The following is a 17195-nucleotide window of genomic DNA, read 5'->3' as shown; positions in this document are numbered from 1 at the left end:
CGGGATGTGTAAAGTGTCATTGTTTCATATTTTGGACTTTTATGCTAGGGGGATTGCTGACAAGGTATGGATATTGTTGAACATAATACTGAATTGATCACTTATGGAAGAATTTCCTTTAGAATTGTCCTCGCAGGTGGAGAAAGGGCGCTATGCAAACTTGCCCCGGCCTTTGGATGGGCATGAACGCGCATTTATTTTAGGCTACGAAGAATGTGCGACTGATTATACAATTGATCGCAATGACTTTCCGTTTTGGACGCTTGAGTTTGTTGTGGGCGGACATGGATATTATCGGGATGGCGCGCAGATGCAGGAACTAACTTTTGGCGGAGTGTATACTTATGGTCCGGGAGTGATGCAGTATTTTGGGAACGACCGTAGTCGTCCATTTCGCAAGTATTTTATTGTGCGTAGTGGGCGTGAGTATCCAGAGCTCTGGCGCGAGGCTGGATTGGCGCCTGGTCGACTTTTTCACCTGGGCAATCCGACCTCGGTGGTCCCGATTTTTGACCAATTATTGGATCAAGGGCAGCGCAGTGATGCGCATACGTCGAAGATCGTTTCCAGCTTAGAGGAGGTCTTGATTGCGTTGATTGCGCGCCACCTTGGATTATCTAAAGGGGATCGGTCTCGCTCGAGGAAGGTTTATGAATTGTCGTTGGAGATTTTACTGCGTGAGTATAAAAGTCTACACACGCTTGCTGATTTGGCAGAGCGCTCCGGTTATACCAGTGAGTATTTGTGTCGGGTCTTTAAGAAATATCATGGGGAGTCGCCCTATCAGGTGTTACTGCACAGAAAGATGAGTGCCGCCTGGCTGCTTTTACACGATGGTCAATTGCAAGTCGGCGCTGTCGGGCGTGAACTCGGCTACGAGGACCCCTTGCATTTTTCTCGGGTCTTCAGGAAGGTGATGGGCTGCGCACCTAGCTCAGTGATGTCCAATCAAACGGAGCCTGCTTAAGTGTGGCTTCTATACGCTTCCATCGGTTCAGATAGGTAGCTATCCAAACGCTTCATAAAAATTGACTTTATTCTTGGAAGTGGGCTGAAAAATCGCAGGATGCGTGTTTTTCCTAATACCCCTTATAAGAATATGGAAGTCGATCATCCCCGAGCACATCGTCGTGCCTGTTTAAAAATTACTCTCTGTCTCCTCGCAGTCTGGTTTACGATCAGTTTTGGCGCGGGCATTTTATTACGCGATTGGTTGGATGCGCATGCACCGATGGTTGGTGGGGCGCCCTTTGGTTTTTGGATGGCGCAGCAGGGATCGATCCTTGGTTTTGTGCTGATATTGATCGTCTTTGCCTGCCTAATGAATCGTTTAGATCGTAAACACGGCTACTCCGAAGAGCGTTAATTCCCCGACCATGTCTCAAGATACACTAAATTTTATTTTCATCGGGCTGACTTTTGCTCTCTACATTACCATTGCCGTTCGTTCACGCGCGGGCTCGACCAAGGAATACTACACTGCTGGGGGAGGGGTTTCACCTTTTGCCAATGGTATGGCAACGGCAGCTGATTGGATGTCGGCCGCCACCTTTATTTCGATGGCGGGCACGGTCGCTATCAGTGGTTATGATGCTTCCCGATTTTTAATGGGCTGGACCGGAGGCTTCGTGCTTTTAACGGTGTTGATGGTTCCCTATCTGCGGAAGTTCGGTAAAGCCACGGTGCCGGACTTTATCGGTGATCGTTATTACTCCAAGCTGGCTCGTGGTGTCGCCGTGGTCTGCGCGATCTTTATTTGCATGACTTATATCATGGGGCAAATGCGTGGGGTCGGTGTCGTCTTCTCGCAGCTGTTTGGCATTAGCATTCCCTTCGGTGTGATTATTGGGGCTGCGATTGTATTCGCGTATGCGGGACTGGGGGAATGAAGGGTATCACTTACACTCAAGTTGCCCAGTACTGTGTAATGGCCTTTGCTTATACGATTCCCGCGATCTATATTGCGATGACGCTAACGGGCAATGTGATTCCACAGTTGGGCCTGATTGGAAATTATACTGCCAGTGAGCCCGTGGTGCCGTTTTTAGAGAAGCTGAATAATATCAACACGGAACTCGGTTTTCAGGAATACACTTCGGGCAAGATGTCCACTATCAATATGTTTTGTATTACGGCTGCGCTGATGTGTGGCACTGCGGGCTTGCCGCACGTGATTGTGCGCTTTTTTACAGTGAAGAACGTGCGCTCAGTGCGTCGCTCCGCGGCATGGACTTTGAGCTTCATTGCGGTGATTTACCTGACAGCACCGACCATCGGTGCATTCTCGCGGGTGAACTTAATTGAGAAACTCAATGGCACCGCCTATACGCAAGCGCCCTCATGGTTTTTTGAGTTTGAAGCTACGGGGCAAATGGCATGGGTGGATAAAAACGGTGATGGGGTGATTCAATACTCTGGGCCGGCAAAATCCGAAGCGGGCACGTTTACCGTCTTTCAAAGTAAGAGCCCGGTGTATCCCAGTTATGATGCGCCCGAGCATCAACGCATCGGTGCGCATGGGGAACGCTTGCTGGCGAGCAAGGCCGACGACTCGAATCCCAATGAACTTTGGTTTGGTAATGACATCATGGTTATGGCCAATCCATACATGGCTGGCCTGCCAATGTGGGTGATCGCCTTGCTCATGGCTGGCTGCATCGCTGCCGCGCTTTCTACCGCAGCGGGTCTATTGCTGGTGCTATCAACCTCGATCTCGCATGATTTGATGAAGAAGATCGTGAAGCCAGACTTAAGCGACCGTGAGGAAGTCAATTACGCACGGGCGGCGTCTTTTATCGCGCTGGGGGTTGCTGCCTACTTTGGTATCAATCCGCCTTCTGCCTTTATCGCCAAGACGGTGGCTTTTGCCTTTGGACTCGCGGCTTCGTCCTTTTTCCCAACTTTGTTGATTGGTATATTCTCAACGAAAATGAATAAAGTGGGGGCGATCTCTGGCATGCTGGCAGGTATTACTTTTACCATCGGTTATATCGTATACTTTCAATTTTTGGGCGGACATGAGGAGCAACTACTCTTCGGTATCACGCCTGAAGGGATCGGGTTTGTCGGTATGTTACTGAACTTTGCGGTGGCATTTATCGTTAAATCCTTTACGGGCGACGCACCACAGCACGTTCAGGAGATGGTCGCAGAGATACATATTCCCAGCGGTGCCGGCGAAGCGAAAACGCACGATTTTGAGATCTAAATTCGTTCTCTTTTATTTCGTGCCATCTTCTGGCGACGGATCGGCCCCTGAGGACTCCAGTAAGGTTTCCAGCCGGACAATCAATTCGCGACGCAGAGGGCGGGCGGCTGCACTGAGCGCTCGCTGCCTGCGCTCGTATTCGAGCTTGCCGGTGGGCGTTTCAACTTTGACCGCGTCGAAGCCCAATGAGCTGCAATCGTAGGGGCTGGCTTGCATGTCAAGTTGTCGCGCGCCGACTGCAAACTGGAAACATTGCCAGAGCAGTTGGGAGCCCACCCATGGCATGCATTGCGCCGCCAGCTTATACAAATCCATATTAGTATGTAGGCAGCCGCATTGCTCGTTTTCTAAACGGCTGTCTTTGTCCGGCTGGATACGATTCAATGCTTTCGCGCCAGGACTGAAAAAGCGGAATGCATCGAAGTGGCTGCATTGGATCGGTCGACTGCGCACATAGGCATCGGTCGCTTGCTGCGAGAGTCGCAGCGGCAGACGCTCGGCGTGTCGCACTTCGCCTTCGGCGTCACCTTGATACACCATCGCCCATTCGTGCATACCGAAACAGCCAAATGCCGGTGGCCGCTCCTGTACCACGCGACAGAGGTGCAGTGCCATTTCCAAGCGATGACGTGTCGATGCCGACATGCAGTTGGGATCTAATATTGTGAGTCCATCCACGCAGCAGTAGTGCGAATCCTTATACGTCCCACCCAGTGGCGCGTCCTGTAGGCCGACCCCATAGCCCGGGTGCCACGCTTCCAGCTGTGAAGGTTTATTGCGATAATAGATGAATAAGAAATCGTAGATCGGGTGCATTTGCCCCGAGGCACGCCGCGCCCGGTAGGGGACAGTCCATTCTTCCGCGCGCTGGCGATGTTGCGCGGCTAAGGACTGCCATTCGGATGAAGTGAGCGTTTGAAGATTTTTAACTGTCTGTAACGGACGGCGCATTCTCTTTCTGATTTTTGGGCAGCTCTTCTGTCTGCACAATATAGTACAGCATAATCACCCAGCACAGCATTATTGGATAGAGTAGAGTGCAGAGCAGGATCGAGCCGACGATGGCGATGGCGACACCGAGCCACATATTGAGCATATTCAGCACCACTAGTATGCAGACGGGGATGATGACGATCACGATCGCCAACACGTAACCGATTGAGGTCGTGCCAAAGTAAAACCCAGACTCCTCCTTCTCCAACTCCATGTCGCAACTGGGGCAGCGCTTGTTGAGTCGAAACCAATTCTTGAACATGCCAAAATGCCCGCAATTGGGGCAACGCCCCGTCATGGCACGACTAAAAATTTCTCCACGCTCGATTTTCATAGAATCCATGTCAGCCGTATGATTGCTCGCTGATGCTTGGGTTTACTCGCCTCCCAGTAGTTCCGCATTTTTTATTAAGCGACAAAATATCTTTTTGCTCGTTTCTTTATGGGTGCCGTCCTTGGTGTTCGGAGCGAGCATTTCTTTGTAGGTGACCGAGAGGCGTTCCAGCTCCACGATGCGCAGGTAGACCGCATCTCCGGCGTGACTGTGCACCTCCGGTGAGGTCTTCCAAATTTGTCCTTGTGCTAGTTTCATTGGCCGAAGTAATCGTGCTCTTGGCCGACTGGCAATGTTGTAAATACTGCTTGCTTGCATTTGCCATACAGAGGCTCTCAATTAAGAGTCTTTGTTTTATCTATTCTCAAATTCATTATGATGCCTAAACACAATCGACTCTTCTTGCTCAGCGCTGCGCTAATGAGCTCCATCTGCGCTTTTCCGTTGACCTCTGCTGCGTCGGAAAACGATACCTATTCTATGCTTGATACACCCAAAGATGTAAATTCCGTTCCATCCGACGCAGTCGCTACCGCTTCTGGTCTCGCTTCCCGCGTGCTCGAAGCTGGCTCCGGCACGGAGTCGCCCTCTGCAGCTGATACTGTGACAGTGCACTACAGTGGCTGGACGACCGACGGAAAGATGTTCGACAGCTCTGTGAAGCGTGGCCAGCCCACTAGCTTTCCGCTCAATCGCGTGATTAAGGGGTGGACCGAAGGTCTGCAACTGATGGTCGTTGGCGAAAAACGTCGCTTTTGGATTCCTGCGGACCTTGCTTATGGTGAGAACCCAGGTGGTGGCCGTCCGGGCGGTTTGCTGGTCTTTGACGTCGAGCTGCTCGGCATCGAGAAAGCACCTGAGCCACCCAAAGTTCCAGAAGACGTTGCTTCCGTGCCTGCAAATGCTGAAGTGCGCGAAAGCGGTCTGGCTTCGCGCGTGCTTTCTGCCGGGACTGGTAGTCAGCATCCTAGCAAGCAAGACATGGTCACCGTGCACTACAGCGGTTGGACCACAGACGGTCAGATGTTCGATAGCTCTGTGATGCGTGGCTCGCCCGCAACTTTCGGGCTGTATCAAGTCATTCCTGGCTGGACCGAAGGTGTGCAACTGATGGTTGAGGGCGAAAAACGTCGTTTCTGGATTCCCGCCAAGTTGGCTTACGGCGACAATCCTCAAGGAGGCGCCCCCGCAGGGACCTTGGTCTTTGATGTCGAACTGATTAAAATCGGTCGCTAGTCGAGCAGGGGGGGGGGCGGGCAGGTGCATCGTCTTCAGTTATAAATGTCACGCACTCTTAAAATAAAAATCTGTGGTCTCACCCGAGAGGAGGATGTCGATCAGGCACTTTCTCTTGGGGCGGACTTCTGTGGCTTTATTCTGTATCCTAAATCGCCCCGAGCTCTGAGTCTGGAGCGTGCGACTGAACTCGTGTCCCGTGTGCCCGCAGGTAAACGGGTCATGGTCGATGTCGCTACAGATTGTCAGGCCTTGGAGCGCTACCGTGATGCCGGCTTTGACTACTTTCAGATTCACTGTAGCCCCGAGACCGACGCGGCCACCCTGGAGGCATGGTCGCAGCTAGTTGGACGCGATCGCTTGTGGCTTGCGCCGCGTCTCGCACCGAATGATGTCTTTCCCATCGCTATGATGGAGTATGCCGACACCCTACTGATCGATACCTTTTCCAAGGATCAGGTCGGGGGCACTGGCAAAGTCGGCGATTGGGCGCGTTTCAACCGACTGAAATCCGCGCACCCGCAGATTCACTGGGTGCTGGCAGGTGGTCTATCGCCTGATAATGTGCGTTTAGCGGTGACTTCGACCACCGCGCAGCACCTCGACATCAATAGCGGCGTCGAAACTCAGCCAGGGATCAAAGACCCTGCTAAGTTGCGTGAAGTTTTTCGTTTGTTACGCTGATTGAATCAATAATTATATGCCAAAAATCCAATTGTATGTGGGCCTGCTCATTGGCCTATATTTCTGTAATACTACACAAGCATCGATCCGCTTCATTCAATTTTCAGGCGTTGGAAATGCGAGTGGTGAGGTCAATTCGGTCGCTTATAACAATGAAGACTGGCTGGTAGAGCTTGGGGTTGAGGATGAGGTGACTGATAGCAGTACGAATAATGATGTCGGTCAATTCGTGGGGGCCGTGACCAGTGCGGTGCTGGTTCTTGGGGAGACGACCTATCATTTGGCAGGTGACACTCTGGAGGGGCAGATATCGATTACTGCGGTTGAAGGATCCGCCAACTACGGCAGCATTAATTGGAATCCCGCTTCTGGAGGTTACTTAACATTTTATGCGACTTTAAGCTTAGTTAAACCTGTAATCTTCACCAATCAAAATGCTTTAGGTTCCCTCGTGACTGGCTCTAGTGCGATTAATTCGCAGAGCAATGGCAATAGCTCGAATGCAAGTTTCCAAGTTTATATGGATCCTCATCTTCCTGAATATTCACAGCCTGGGCTTATCGGAGCGAATGGTGAGTCGATTGAATTATTTGTGAATGCACCGTCGGGTTCAGGTGAGATGGCGATTGCGATCACAGAGGTTTCGGTGATTCCCGAGCCAAGCGCTTCTATTGCTATCCTAGGCCTGATTTCCGCATGCATGGTTGGTATGCGCCGTCACTGATCAGGGGCGTGATGAGGGCTTAGTTTCCTGTTTTTGTTCGTCGTCCAATAATTTGGAAAGACAGATCCGCAGCGAGCCGTGGTGCGTGATGCTGTATTGTTTCAATCGGGTAAAGCTTTCTTGCAAAGTATTGACAAATTGCGAGCGTTGCTTACTTCCATAAGTCCCAGATGGGCAATGGTCTTAAATTTCGAGTCCTAGTGTTGAATCGGTTGTGGCAACCGGTTAATATTGTTGGCGTCGAACGGGCATTCAGTCTATTGTTGCAGGATCATGCACAGGTGATTTACACGGGGGATGAGAATTTTCGGATGATGGATTCGGCGGCTTGGCTTCAGTTGTCCGAGGAGTCGGTGCCAGGGTCGAATGAAGCTTATATTCAGACGGTTCGGCTGCGGATTCGTGTGCCGAAGGTGCTTTTGCTACGCAGCTACGATCAGTTGCCGGTCAAGGAGATCCAATTCAATCGAGATAATTTATTCGAACGTGATGACTATCGTTGTCAATATTGTGGCCAACACTTTGAGCCCGGGCAATTGAACATGGATCACGTTATTCCACGTGATCGTGGTGGGCGCACCTCCTGGGAAAACATTGTCACCTCTTGTATCAAGTGTAACTCTCGCAAGGCCAATCGTTTGCCGCATCAGGCGAATATGCATCTGATTCGTAAACCAGAGCGCCCTCGCTGGCGACCATTTGTCAGTTCCTTGATTGGGCAGAGTTATGACTCTGACTGGGATCATTTTTTGAACCTTAAAAAGCCTGCTTGATTGGATTCCCGTGTTTGTTCGGCCTTTGGATTGTAATTAGGATTGATGCTTGCTTGTTGTGCATCGACTTCGAGTAAACGCTGCTGCATGAGTCGTTTCATCGAGGCAGTCTTTTCAGGCATTTGTAGCAGTAAATCTTTAGATTCTGAAATATCATTTGATAAGTCAAAGAGTTGATAGCTGTCCGATTCCAGATCTTTTAGCAGTTTGAACTGATCAATAATAATGGCAGTCTGAGGCTTTTGGCGGGGGCCTTTGCCGTAATGCGGGTAGTGAAAGAGGAAAACGTTTTGCGCTCGATTGAAGGAGCTTGTGTCGGCGGATGCCAGCGCTGCGAGGCTGGAGCCGTCGGTCTCTGTAGTTGTGAAAATGCCTGCCCAGTCGCAGAAAGTGGCCAATAAATCACAGCCCGTGACTGGCTCGTGGCACACACGGTTTTCAGGGACTCCGGGGCCGCGGATGATTAAAGGCACACGGATACCGCCTTCATAGAGCGTGCCTTTGCCAGCACGTAGAGGCGTGTTCAGTGATTCACGTGGCTTGCTGCTGGCCCCATTGTCGGACATGAAGACTACGTAGGTATTGTTGCTTAGGCCTAAAGCATCTATCTCTTGTAGTAATTGTCCAATACTGGTGTCTAGGTCGTAAGTCATGGCAGCATACTCGATCTCGTTATGGCGGCTGCCGGTTTTTATCTGAGAGAATTTGGCTTTGGAACTGTCCAGTGCTTCGACTGGAGAATGCACAGCATAATGAGAAAGTTGCAGATAGAACGCTCGTTTGGTGGCGGCTTGTTCCGTCATGAACGCAATCGCGCGTTGTGTCAGGCCAAAGACATCCTTGGGGCCCTGCTGTGAGGCGGGCACCATATTGTGTGTGCTGCCATCATGCACATCGAAACCATGGAGGCTTGGACTTTTTTGCCCCAGGTGCCACTTGCCGAAATGTGCAGTGGCATAGCCCTGTTGCTGGAGTAACTCGGCAATGGTGAGTGCGGATTCTGGGAGCTCTTTGATGTGCTGCGGCGCTTTGAGTTGTTGGAAGCTCTGTGCACGACGACCACCACCAGGGGTGGTCATGTGCAGCTCCGCCGGGGTCTTTCCAGTCAGGATCGCGGCTCGTGATGGCGTGCATAGTGCCGCTGGAGCGTAGGCTTGTGAAAATCGGATCCCCGAAGACGCCAGACCATCAATATGTGGGGTGAGATAAAAATCACTTTTCGAATTTAGGATCGAGGGCGCCATTGGGGTGGAGGTGCCAGTCCAAGCCATATCGTCGACTAAAATAAAGACGATGTTAGGAGCTGCCTCTAGACTGACCATACATAGGCACATGAACGCGGCTAGAGTATAGGCTTTCATGCGACGCAAGTTCTATTTGGATACCACATGAGCTTCACCTCCGCGCACCAATCGGACCTTATTATAAATGCGAATCGCGTCGCCTTGAGGGCCACGGCCTTGTGGGAACTTCGCCGGGTCACCGATCTTGGGATCGCTTCGCTGTGATCCGGCTCCATGGACGTCTAACCATGCACCATTGCCAGAAATACGATCTTTCATATAACCCAAGGAACGGCCAAAAGCGAAATAGACTGCTTGTGCCGCACCACGTGTGCTTAGATGCGTGCTACTGCTCCAATAGTGGCCATAATCTTTGATGCCCTGTTCATTGACGATTTCGGTGCATTTGAAAAGCGGGTGAATTGCGGCCGAATTAGTCGTGTCGGGAGAGCGTGTGTAATCAATGATACTTTGTAATTCTTTGGCATTGGGGAGGCGCCAGTCGCTGTAGCCTGCATGCTCCATTTCCTCCGCGTATTGTAATGCGGATGGCCAGTCCATACTTTCGCCGCTGTCGGTCTGCATCCATGTTAATCCAGTGGCGGTGTCGGTTATGGTGCCGTCTAGATTGTCACTGAAGTGATTGATGCCGTAGTTGGGGTTGCCGCGAACGTAAAGCACGTAAAAGGTCTTTTCGCGCCCTCGCGGATCGAGCAAACCGTAGCCTTTAATACGGCCGTCTGCGAAGTTCACCCCAAAGTCCGTTTTCGCGCCCTTCATGGTCGTGCTGACGTAGAGCGTGCTACTCGCAAACTGGGAATCTATAATGCGCTCACCCATCTTGGTGTTGCCGTATTGAAAATTGAAATAGTCAGTATTGATGAACGGCGTCAATGAATCGCTGCTGGTCGCTCTCGGATTGGGATCGGTGCCATTCATTTGTATTAAAGAATACAGTTCCTTGATCGTAGGCAGACGCCAGTCTTGGTAACCTCCCACACGGCATTTAGATGCTCCGGCCAAGGCGGCGGCATAGGTTTTCTTGCTCCCCGGGTTTTTCGTCCACATGAGGCCGGTGACTCGATCACTAATGGTGCCGTCATGGTTGTCTTGATAGGAGGGTGTATGGCCTGCATATTGAGCATCTTGTCCGTAGTAGGGCTCACCCTGCTGGGGAGGCTCAATGACTTGGCGTGCATCGTAGAAATGCTCTTGTGCGGTATCGACGATGGGGTAACTGACTGCCGAGGCGATACTTGTCGCACATAGACTGAGGAAGAGGGCGGTTAATGACTGCATAATTCAAATGGAAAGGCTTAACAGGAACGTCGGGCGTAGACGGATAATCGTCAGGCCGCCTGATTAGTTTCAGTGAATCGATAGCAGTGTGTCGTTCGCGCTGAACCGCAGACTGGACATGAAAAAGCCACAGTCGGCGAACCGGCTGTGGCTTAGTCGTGTGAGATACTTTAGAGGCTCTTAGGCCAGATCTTCTTCTGGTAGATCCGCATACACCTGAAAGTCGGCGTAAGCTTCATTGCCATGCTCGCTAATGTCCAAGCCTTCGATTTCTTCGGATTCACTCACGCGGAGGCCTGAGGTGGCTTTGATCGCTTTGAAGAGCAAGAGAGAGACTGGAAAGACGAATACGAAAACAGCGAGTATACCGATTAATTGAACACCGATTTGCGCGGTGCCGCCATAGAGCAAACCGTCCGATAACAAGCCGGAGTCGATTGCTGTGCTACCGAACAAGCCTACCGATAATGTGCCCCAGATGCCGCAGATCCCGTGCACGCTCACCGCGCCGACCGGGTCGTCAACATGTAGTTTTTGTTCGAAGAATAGCACGGAGAATACCACAATGATTCCGCCGATCAATCCGATGGCCATGGCGCCGATAATGGAAACACTCCCGCAGCAGGCGGTGATGCTGACTAGGCCGGCGAGAGCCCCATTCAAGGTCATCGATAGGTCGGGCTTGCCGAATTTTACCCAAGTGGACATTGTCGCACCGATGCAACCTGTCGCCGCGGCGATCATTGTGACCATGGCAATGTAGGCCATGTCGTCGACTGCGCCCAGTGTTGAGCCCGCGTTAAATCCGAACCAGCCCACGATCAGAATGAAGCAACCCAAAGTCGCGAGTGGCATATTGTGACCAGGGATGGGGAGTGGTTTGCCTTCTTTGTCGAATTTTCCCTTACGTGCACCCAGCACGATTGCCCCCGCCAGTCCAGCCCAAGCACCCACTGAGTGGACGACAGTCGAACCCGCGTAGTCACGCATGCCCATGGCTGCCAGCCAGCCGTCGCCAGACCAAATCCAGTGTCCGACCACCGGATAGATTAAACAAGTAATCGCGATCGAATAGAAAATGTAAGCACTGAACTTCGTGCGTTCGGCCATGACTCCAGAAGCAATGGTGGCCGCGGTAGCGGCGAATACTACTTGGAATAGCCACTCGGCTGCCACGAGGTTGGTGGACGCCAAATCGTCACCCACCATTAAGGCATCCTTCATGAAGAAGAAGCCGTTACTCCATCCGAAAATGCCACCGATCGAGTCCCCATACATCAGCGCATATCCGACAATGGCGAATGCCACCACTCCAAAGCTGAAATCGAGCATATTTTTCATCATGATATTACATGCATTCTTTGCTCGAGTGAGACCGGTTTCAACCAGTGCAAATCCCGCTTGCATGAAAAATACTAAAACGGCAGCAACGAGATACCAAAGAATATCGCCAGTGTTTTGACTTAGGTAACTCGGAGCCTCCGCGGCGGCTTCTTGTGCCGATAGTAAGGTCGGCGCGACGAGTGAAATGCCCGTTGCGAGTGAGCACATGTGGATGGATCGAGCTTTAATCATAGTTGTATTTCTGATTGGTGGTTAAAAATTGGCGCTTTGTTGCTCTTTGAAAAATTGTTCGTCGGCCATCGTCTCCAGTAAGTGTTGGTTGACCATATCACTTTCGCCGTAGTTTTTTAAGTCTTCGACTTCGAGTGAATTACGCTGGCTGAGTGCCACCGCATTGCGTAGTAAACGCACCAGCTTGACGTAGCTGAGTTCGCTGCGGTGCTCTACGAGGTGTTCAATTGCGGCGTTCGAGATATACTGCACTAGTAGGAAGGGGTGTGCCGATCGCAGGGTTCCGAGCAGTGTGTGGCAAACCGGAGCAATGTCTTCACTGCGTGCACGCAGCGGCGGAATCGTAAGTGACTTTGCTTTGGATTGCAGTTGTTTAAAGGGGGCTTCGACGCCGTGGTGGAAGCAGCATTCGGAACCATGTTCGTGTGCTATGATTAACTGCAAGTGTGGGTTCCGCAGATTATCCAAATATTGTCGAAAAAGTTCCACCTGTTGAATGGACTCTTGATTGAAATCGTCCGATCGCCCCAGGTAACAATTGATTGGTTGTTTTGCTTTGTTGGCTTTCTGTTCCAAGCGTTCTAACTCTTTTATGTTAATTGTATCGCTTGGTAAAATATAGAGTGGGACGCTATCCGCATTGAATTGATAGTTAAACTCTCGCGCGGCGAGTTCATGCTCCGTGCCTTCTTCACCAGTTAGGATCAATGTGGTGCCCGGCTTGCATTCTTCTTTTAAGCAGTGCACAAAATCCTTCGAAACCGCGCTATAGGCTGTGATGTAGCGTGAACGGATGTCAGTTCGAGTCAGTTTAGGTTTAGTTGCAAACGGACGAGGCGTCTTAGCAGTGCTGGGTGGACGGCTATAACTAAAGGGAGCACGTGTCGCCCAGCTACGCGTTGAACTGCTTTCATTGGTGCTATTGCGAAATGCGCTTTTGAGGCGTGCTTTGGCACGTTCCGCGTGACTGGGGATGACGATTAAGTTGGTATAGCCATTGGTTTTGAGGGGAGCGTTGGTCCTGCTCTCCGAGTAGTGCTGAAAACCGATGACGATTGCCTTTGGTTGTGCTGCTTTGAGGCGTTCTAATTCTAGCTCGGATAGATCCATCGAGAGATCGACCAGTAGGTCGCCTGGCTTACCGGAAAGTGCACTTAAGAGCGCTCGAAAGTCCTCGTGGAAGATCGGCGTAAATCCTAGTTCGCGCAATAAGAGTGCGAGCTGGCTACGCGTCGTCCGATTTGATGTGAGCACATGCATGCAGTATTGTAAATTGGATTCGCTAGTAGCGTGTGCCGCGGAAAGAGCGGCTCGGGCGTGGTCTTGCGACTCGTTCTCCGCGCATCGGGGCGTTGTTAGGCGCGGGCTCCGGTGGGGGAGCCGGGGCCGCTTCTGGTTTTGGTGCTGGAGGGGCGACTGGCTCGCTTGCTGCTGGCACGACTTTGACTGCTTCCGGGGCGCTTGCTTGATCGCTAGGAGATTCGGCTAGTATGGCTCGCATTTCGCCGACCACTTTGGGCGTGATGTGCTTGAGCACGATGTTGGTGACCATACGTAGAGACACTAAATTGACGCTCGGATCAATCGCGACGAGTAGGAATACGTTACGACTTCGGCGCAGGCGTATATATTTCTGTGGAAATTTCAGCAAGTAATCATCGCAAGGCATGTAGTTCTCATCGACTGCCTCGTAGAGTGTTTTAATACGGCGTGCGAGATCTTCCAGAAATGAATCCAAAAAGAATTCGGGCAATGCATTGTGTAGCAGATTTCCCTTCTTATCTAGAATACATGCCCCGTCGACACCAGGTAGCTCCAATACGTTTTTAATAATTTTTTCGATCATATGGATGGTCTAGTTTAATAATTCGCCTATGATCTCTTCGACGTTGCCTCTGCTGTGGCACAGCACGCCCAAGCACTCTTCTTCCTGCGGAATACAAATGGCCTTCGTGTTTGCGCTTTCCAGGTGAACCTCCTCAATGGAGTCCATTCCGAAAGGTTCCCCGATCATGTCGGCAACCTGCGCGATATAACTCAGCACGCTGCCAAAAACTTCGAGATCATCGCTGGTGGCATCGATCACCGTGCCATTCGAACTACATGCAATCGCACCGATAAATCCGCGCTCTTCCAATTCTGACAGTTCTATATTTTCAAACATACGTTGGTATGAGCAACGCGCGTGCCAACAAGAACTTTTTACGCTTTTCTAGCGAGACTTAACGATATTTTTGTGAATTTAGGCCCGAAGGAAGCTAAATCTATCGCTCCACCAGGTGGATAATTGCGTGAATTTGCTCATTCTATGCCTTTGCAATGTTCATTTAGGTAGCTTCTTTTTAGCTTCATTAGCTATAAAATTACCTAATAACTGGTAGGCAGCTTCGGTCCAATGGGAAAAGTCAGAGCGATTTAAGTCTGAGTGCAGGAGGGGGTGCATCAATGCGTGTGCATCAATGATATTTAGACCAAATTCTAAGGCTATGCGATCGGAAGTTGGGTTAGTAATTCGACTGGAGTCGCCTTCGATATTATCAAATACTGACGCATCCAAGCCCCAAGGAGTGGTTCGAACCCAAAAAATTTGCCTTACTTTCGTTGCTTTCAGGCGTTCGAAAATTAGCCTAAGGCGCTGCTCGTATCCATCGGGATTTTTGCCGTCGTGGATGCCAAAATTGACGATGATGTAGTCCCATTGATTGCTGCCGTTTTGCAGTAGCCAGGTTTCACCGTCATGCATAAAGTTGGAGCTGGGACCACAGTTGGCTGGGGCGCGGTGCACGTTAGCGACTTCCCTTAACAGCTGACGAACAGTAGCTGTGTATGCACGCGAGATAGAATCTCCGATAATCAGCAGTCGCGCTAGCTTTGGATCGTCTTTGACGTAAGCCCAGCAATCTGTGTTAGGATCGTAATCGTCTTTGAATAGGGTTTCGTTTAAATAGTGAGGGAAGTAAAAACCTCCTAGATTTGCCTCGAGAGTCTGAAGCCATGCTTTCTTTTCAGGTTGGCTGGATGCCACATATGCAAGCCATTTTTGATAAGTTTCGGCTGAAACCTTTGATGCAAACTCGTTCTGTAGTTGTGCCTCGGCTGCATTACGAGGTTCTATACTTGGAGGTGTTTCTGGAGTCATGGTCATTGCTTGCGAATATCCGCAGTAAAATAAATGGCTGTAGGACGTAGGTGTGTCGTTGGACTTTCAGTTGCAGCACTGATTGGAATCAGTGCTTGTGTTATTGGGGGCTAGGAATTTCTCATAATAGAGTTGTGCGCTTTCTTGGCCCAAAGCAATCAGGTCCGAACTCTCTATATGCCAGGCATCCCCTCGTTTGTAGTCTCTGCTATCTACGGCAAGTCCATTAACTTCTTCGCTTAACTCAAACAGTATCTTGCGCATTCCTTCGACATCTTGACGCGTGCGACCTGCTAGGTTTTTGGGGTCGTCGTATTTGGGGGCCGAATTGCCGTCGATCACAGTGATTACTGGGGTGATTTCGCTGCTTTGAAAATCGCTTTCAAGTCGATGGATATACGCTTTAAAACGTGCCTTGTAGAGCGCCTTGTCTCTGGGGCTTCGAGTGTCGCCTTCGCCTTGAAACCAAAAAATACCTTTAAATATTGGTGTATTACCCGCGGCCAGAATCTGCTTAAACTTCGCCTGTACTGCATTGTAATTATCTGTGTAATTCTTTTGTGGCTGATCATCTTTCCACCAAGCGTTGAGCCAGTTTCCGGGGTGATGGGAGTGAACGACTTGCAAGTCTTGGTTGTTAGATAGACGTCTGAGTTCGGATTGAATGCTCTGTGCCCAAATGGCTTTGGCATTCGATTGTCCTGCGGCTAAATATACATCAATTTCTTTCGCGTGCACAAGCGTTATGCTTAGCAAGAGGAGTAGGGTGAATCGAGAGATTTTTTGCATGATGGGAATTGTGGGGTTTTACGTTTAAAGCAGAAACGCTCACTTCATAGATGTCTTATATTGTTGTGGCATGAAAAAGCCCGGAGGGCGACTCCGGGCTTTAGTGTTCATCGATTCAGTTTAGTTGTGTCGGCGGCGAAGCATCAGGCCAATCCCCACCAGTGCAGGTAGGATAATGGTTGAAGGCTCTGGGACGACGACAGTGTAGTTGTCGATGCGAAAGTGGTCGCCATTCGCGCCGTTCTTTGCGTATATACCAAAAGCAGTCACGTCACCTGAAAGCGTGCCTCCGGTAGCACTTCCTGCGATTGAAATTTCTCCTTCTGAGCCCAGAGCCACTGTTAGTTCGTGCCAATTGTTGCCGTCGCTGAAGTCGAAGAGGGCGGCTGTTTCAAGTGTCGTGAACTCTTCCGGGAGGTTGGAGCTACTTGGGGGGCCTAGGTTTGAATTGCTAGTTGCTGAAATTGCGGACACATACCACTGGCTGCCTATTTGAATAGCAAAGCGTCCCTCAGCGATGTCGGTTCCGGAGCCGTCAGCTCGTATGCCAACGGATAATTTACTGATACTTGAAATGTTGGTTGTGTCGAGGACCGACGTGGGCTCCGTTGTGAACATGAGCGCGGGGCCATCTGTTGTGCTATAGCCTACCTCATTTTGCGTCCTTATGTAGCCATAGTCAGTGCTCCATATTTCAGCTATGCTACTGCCTCCAGTGCTGGATAGGTCGTTAACACTGCTGTCAGCTTTGAGATATACGTTCCAGCCGACTGAGGAAAAGGTGGATGAACTGCTCACGGTAAAGGTTTCCGTATATTCCGTGGCAGCTATGGCTGACGAAGCGGCTCCGATAGCCGCGGCAAATAGAATTGGGTGTAGTCGATTAAATCTCATCTTTGATTATTTCTGGTGTATGTTGTGGTTGATGTGTGGTTCTTCGGGGAAATATAATATTCGGCTCAGAATCTTTTGGGGGAGGGAAGCAAATTTACTTTTACTGACTCTTGTTTTACTCTGAGGATTATTATTTTGTTAAAATAACATCGTTTTGATTTTGCTGATGCAAGTCTAGAAGTCGTTTTTTTTTTTGGAGTAATGTGTAACTGTCTAACATGAGCGTCATAGTGCGCGTTATGTCTATGCATGAAAAAGCTCGGA

Annotated in this window: 18 protein-coding genes and 1 pseudogene; 7 read left to right on the top strand and 12 right to left on the bottom strand. The window is 50.4% G+C overall.

Annotation, left to right across the window (positions count from 1 at the left end):
• Window positions 1–103 precede the first annotated feature (103 nt).
• The 3 genes and pseudogenes from SH580_RS01875 (at window position 104) to SH580_RS01860 (ending at window position 3208) form a co-directional block, all read left to right on the top strand.
• Window positions 104–967 carry a helix-turn-helix domain-containing protein gene (locus SH580_RS01875; RefSeq protein ID WP_319833308.1) on the top strand — a complete coding sequence of 288 codons (864 nt, stop codon included), beginning with the start codon at window positions 104–106 and terminating at the stop codon, window positions 965–967.
• A gap of 132 nt (window positions 968–1099) precedes the next feature.
• Window positions 1100–1366, top strand: a complete 267-nt coding sequence (locus tag SH580_RS01870; protein WP_319833307.1) for a DUF4212 domain-containing protein — start codon at window positions 1100–1102, stop codon at window positions 1364–1366.
• Between the two features lie 10 nt (window positions 1367–1376).
• Window positions 1377–3208: pseudogene (locus SH580_RS01860) on the top strand (sodium:solute symporter family protein).
• 12 nt (window positions 3209–3220) lie between these two features.
• On the opposite strand, the gene SH580_RS01855 reads toward SH580_RS01860, so the two are convergent.
• From SH580_RS01855 to SH580_RS01845, 3 genes are read right to left on the bottom strand one after another with little or no spacing between them, the layout of a single operon-like run.
• Window positions 3221–4159 carry a hypothetical protein gene (locus SH580_RS01855; RefSeq protein WP_319833304.1) on the bottom strand — a complete coding sequence of 313 codons (939 nt, stop codon included), beginning with the start codon at window positions 4157–4159 and terminating at the stop codon, window positions 3221–3223.
• Window positions 4134–4544: a DUF983 domain-containing protein gene (locus SH580_RS01850; RefSeq protein WP_319833303.1), complete on the bottom strand. Its 411-nt coding sequence runs from the start codon at window positions 4542–4544 to the stop codon at window positions 4134–4136. Before SH580_RS01850 ends, SH580_RS01855 begins: the two co-directional genes overlap by 26 nt.
• A 33-nt stretch (window positions 4545–4577) precedes the next feature.
• Window positions 4578–4793, bottom strand: coding sequence for a hypothetical protein (locus SH580_RS01845; protein WP_319833302.1), 216 nt, complete (start codon window positions 4791–4793; stop codon window positions 4578–4580).
• 117 nt (window positions 4794–4910) lie between these two features.
• Between SH580_RS01845 and SH580_RS01840 the strand changes: the two genes are divergently transcribed.
• The 4 genes from SH580_RS01840 to SH580_RS01825 all read left to right on the top strand — a co-directional run bounded on the left by SH580_RS01840 (window position 4911) and on the right by SH580_RS01825 (window position 7952).
• The gene (locus SH580_RS01840; RefSeq protein WP_319833301.1) at window positions 4911–5771 is read left to right on the top strand and encodes an FKBP-type peptidyl-prolyl cis-trans isomerase; all 861 of its coding nucleotides are present in this window, start codon (window positions 4911–4913) and stop codon (window positions 5769–5771) included.
• A 45-nt stretch (window positions 5772–5816) separates the two neighbouring features.
• Window positions 5817–6455, top strand: a complete 639-nt coding sequence (locus SH580_RS01835; protein WP_319833300.1) for a phosphoribosylanthranilate isomerase — start codon at window positions 5817–5819, stop codon at window positions 6453–6455.
• 16 nt (window positions 6456–6471) lie between these two features.
• Window positions 6472–7179, top strand: coding sequence for a hypothetical protein (locus SH580_RS01830; protein ID WP_319833299.1), 708 nt, complete (start codon window positions 6472–6474; stop codon window positions 7177–7179).
• A gap of 200 nt (window positions 7180–7379) precedes the next feature.
• Window positions 7380–7952, top strand: coding sequence for an HNH endonuclease (locus SH580_RS01825; RefSeq protein WP_319833298.1), 573 nt, complete (start codon window positions 7380–7382; stop codon window positions 7950–7952).
• Here the strand turns inward: SH580_RS01825 and SH580_RS01820 are convergent.
• The 9 genes from SH580_RS01820 to SH580_RS01780 all read right to left on the bottom strand — a co-directional run bounded on the left by SH580_RS01820 (window position 7922) and on the right by SH580_RS01780 (window position 16931).
• Window positions 7922–9313, bottom strand: a complete 1392-nt coding sequence (locus SH580_RS01820) for a sulfatase (protein ID WP_319833297.1) — start codon at window positions 9311–9313, stop codon at window positions 7922–7924. The genes SH580_RS01825 and SH580_RS01820 overlap by 31 nt on opposite strands.
• Window positions 9314–9325: 12 nt before the next feature.
• Window positions 9326–10534, bottom strand: coding sequence for an Lcl C-terminal domain-containing protein (locus SH580_RS01815; protein WP_319833296.1), 1209 nt, complete (start codon window positions 10532–10534; stop codon window positions 9326–9328).
• Between the two features lie 180 nt (window positions 10535–10714).
• Window positions 10715–12109 (bottom strand): ammonium transporter, encoded by a 1395-nt coding sequence (locus SH580_RS01810; RefSeq protein ID WP_319833295.1) that lies wholly within the window; start codon window positions 12107–12109, stop codon window positions 10715–10717.
• Between the two features lie 21 nt (window positions 12110–12130).
• Window positions 12131–13363 (bottom strand): DNA-binding transcriptional response regulator, encoded by a 1233-nt coding sequence (locus SH580_RS01805; protein WP_319833294.1) that lies wholly within the window; start codon window positions 13361–13363, stop codon window positions 12131–12133.
• A gap of 28 nt (window positions 13364–13391) precedes the next feature.
• Entirely contained in the window at window positions 13392–13955 is a 564-nt protein-coding gene (locus SH580_RS01800; RefSeq protein WP_319833293.1) for a hypothetical protein, read from the bottom strand.
• A 9-nt stretch (window positions 13956–13964) separates the two neighbouring features.
• Window positions 13965–14273: a roadblock/LC7 domain-containing protein gene (locus SH580_RS01795; RefSeq protein WP_319833292.1), complete on the bottom strand. Its 309-nt coding sequence runs from the start codon at window positions 14271–14273 to the stop codon at window positions 13965–13967.
• A gap of 159 nt (window positions 14274–14432) precedes the next feature.
• Entirely contained in the window at window positions 14433–15248 is an 816-nt protein-coding gene (locus tag SH580_RS01790) for an SGNH/GDSL hydrolase family protein (RefSeq protein WP_319833291.1), read from the bottom strand.
• Window positions 15249–15314: 66 nt separating this feature from the next.
• Complete coding sequence (locus SH580_RS01785; RefSeq protein WP_319833290.1) at window positions 15315–16037, bottom strand: sialate O-acetylesterase; 723 nt, start codon at window positions 16035–16037, stop codon at window positions 15315–15317.
• 120 nt (window positions 16038–16157) lie between these two features.
• Window positions 16158–16931, bottom strand: coding sequence for a PEP-CTERM sorting domain-containing protein (locus tag SH580_RS01780; protein WP_319833289.1), 774 nt, complete (start codon window positions 16929–16931; stop codon window positions 16158–16160).
• Window positions 16932–17195 lie beyond the last annotated feature (264 nt).

Source organism: Coraliomargarita algicola (genome assembly GCF_033878955.1).
Taxonomy (GTDB): domain Bacteria; phylum Verrucomicrobiota; class Verrucomicrobiia; order Opitutales; family Coraliomargaritaceae; genus Thalassobacterium; species Thalassobacterium algicola.
Note: the sequence above shows the minus strand (reverse complement) of the source record. Positions and strands in the feature narration are given on the sequence as shown.